Raw genomic sequence first — 2367 nt, forward strand, 5'->3', positions numbered from 1 at the left:
TCCGGACATGCCGTCCTCCGATCTCCCGGGGCCGGCCGATCCGGCCCTCAGGGTATCGGGTTCCCACATTCATCCGCACATGTGCGGATGAATGTGGGAGGTGTTCGGATAAAGTTGATAATCAAGGGGTTTCATGCGAGCAGACTCCTTCATGCCTCGTTTCGGCTTCATAATCATTTTTACCCTTGTATACTTTGCGGCGGATGCCCTTGTTAGGCTCGACTCTATTCCCGAAAGGTCTCGTAGGATTCGTGCATTAACGTGTTCCGTTGTTTCCGTGTTCGCCGTTTTCATTCTCCTTGTTTTTGAGGGTACGGTTCCGTTATCGCGTCCGCTGCTTTTTCAACTGGCTGCCATTTTGGTTTACTGCATTTTTCTCATCGTGTTACCGATGGATAAAGCGCGGGGACTGCCGTTACTCATCGTTTCATGTTGTGCTGTCGGGCTTCTGTTCGTTGTCGAGCAGGGCTACGAAATCAAGAAGATCACGTATACGATCAACAATGACTACTCGATGAGCGTTCATGAATACGAAACCTATATCGATGATTTATCCAGTATTGTGAGCGATTTGGAGGACGGGGACTTTTTCCGGATCGAAAGCGTCGGCTTCTCTTCCGTGGCTGATCGAGCCATCTCGCTTCCATCGGGAGAATATCTGGCCGTCGGTATGCGAGGATTGTCGCACTACAGCTCTGCAACACAGCAGCCCGTCAATGATTTGTTGGGTAATCTGGGCTACTGTCTTACTCCTGGTAAACGTGCAATTACGTATTACAATTCCCCCATACTGGCAACTGATTCCATTCTCGGCGTGAGATATTTGCTGGCGCAGGATATTGAGCCTGCTGGTATGGAGCTCATGGGTGACGCGCGCATTGGTTCCGTACCCGATGTGTCCTTGTATGCTAACCCCGCTGCGCTTGCGGTTGGGTTTGAAGTGCCCGATGATATGCAATCCATTCAATGGGGGGAAGACGTCTTTTCCAACCAGGAAGCGTGGATTTCATCGCTGCTCGGTAAAGAGGTAAGCCTATATCGGTATTCCGAGATAGCAACGGGCAATGATGTGTCGCCGACCGCTGAGGAGTTGGCGCGCGCTCAGGATGACTCACGTGTTTACAATCCAGATATAGAGCAAGGAACTGGGTGGGAGGTTATTGCTCAAGCTGACGGTCCCCTGTACTGTTCGATTCTTAATTCAGGTTTCTCTGGTGTGTTTGTCAACGGTCGATTTTTGCAGACGGTGGGGGATTGGGAATTCGATACAAACCTGATGTATCTGGGAAGTTTCAATAAGGGCGACAGGGTGACCGTTTCTCTGATCCCGAGCGCCGGTGTCGACAACAGTCGCGTTACGATGAATGCGGCTTCCCTAGATATGGAGGCGTTCTCAACATGTCTTGATGAGCTGGGAAGTAGCCAGCTCGCCATAACGTCGTTCTCGGACGGTCAGCTTGATGGAGAAATAAACCTTACCGACGATTCTGCGCTGCTTCTTACCATCCCATTTGAGGAGGGGTGGCAAGCAACGGTTAATGGCGAGGAAGTGAGTATTCAAGAACGGGATGGATTGATGTATATTCCGCTCGAAGCTGGAAATAGCGTGATTCGTCTTCAATATACAGTTCCAGGACAGTTGATCGGATCGATCGTTTCCGTTGTTGGGATTGCCGGTTTCGCCGTTTTGTTAATTTGGAAGAAACGTAAGGGGCGGAATCAGGACGTGTACGCGGGCTCGGGAGATGCTGTCGATGAAGGATAAGCGCAACAAGGTTGTCTCGCAAGGGATAACGTACCTGTTCGTTGGCGCGGGCACCGCATTGTTTGAGGTCGTGCTTTTTCAGGTGTTGGTATGGTGCTCAGCGCATGTCGCGGTTGCGAATGTATGCGCGGTGTTCGCTTCGACCGCTGCAAACTTTCTATTAAACGGCAGGGTTACCTTTGAGGGCACCTCAAGCCAAAGAAGATCTCTAATTAGATACCTTGCGCTATTCGCATTCAATACTGTGTTTTCCACCACGGTCATCTCGATCGGAGAGCAGCTTGGTGCACCTGCGGTGTTCGTCAAAATTGCCACGATGTGTTGTACGGTATGCTGGAATTTCATCCTCTATCGGCGCTGGGTGTTCGTTTAGCTTCGCTCTTCGCTCGGCAGGGGCGAATGGCTGCGACTAGAGTTTCGACAAAATGAAGAGCAATATGAAATCAGGATGGGGCATATCGATCCTCGCTATTCGGGGTTGATTTCCGATCCCAACCGAACACATTGAGCTGACGGCACGCTCCCGCAGTTAACCGAACGCCCCCGAGGTCCTATCCGGGCCCCGGGGGCGGCATTTTCCCAGTTGAAGGAATGGTGGAGAT

The 2367-nt window shown here is 51.2% G+C and carries 2 protein-coding genes; both read left to right on the forward strand.

Going from position 1 to position 2367, the window contains the following annotated elements:
• The first annotated feature begins 133 nt into the window (after positions 1–133).
• Entirely contained in the window at positions 134–1765 is a 1632-nt protein-coding gene (locus tag FS885_RS09775) for a YfhO family protein (RefSeq protein WP_222419915.1), read from the forward strand.
• Positions 1755–2138 carry a GtrA family protein gene (locus FS885_RS09780; RefSeq protein ID WP_186365855.1) on the forward strand — a complete coding sequence of 128 codons (384 nt, stop codon included), beginning with the start codon at positions 1755–1757 and terminating at the stop codon, positions 2136–2138. The genes FS885_RS09775 and FS885_RS09780 overlap by 11 nt, the downstream gene beginning before the upstream one ends.
• Positions 2139–2367: the final 229 nt, after the last annotated feature.

The sequence above is a fragment of the Enorma burkinafasonensis genome (assembly GCF_902150035.1).
Taxonomy (GTDB): Bacteria; Actinomycetota; Coriobacteriia; order Coriobacteriales; family Coriobacteriaceae; genus Enorma; species Enorma burkinafasonensis.

Excerpts from the sequence above, each read along its gene's own strand:
- FS885_RS09775 (WP_222419915.1), top strand. The coding sequence starts at position 134 with ATGCGAGCAGACTCCTTCATGCCTCGTTTCGGCTTCATAATCATTTTT.
- FS885_RS09780 (WP_186365855.1), top strand. The coding sequence starts at position 1,755 with ATGAAGGATAAGCGCAACAAGGTTGTCTCGCAAGGGATAACGTACCTG.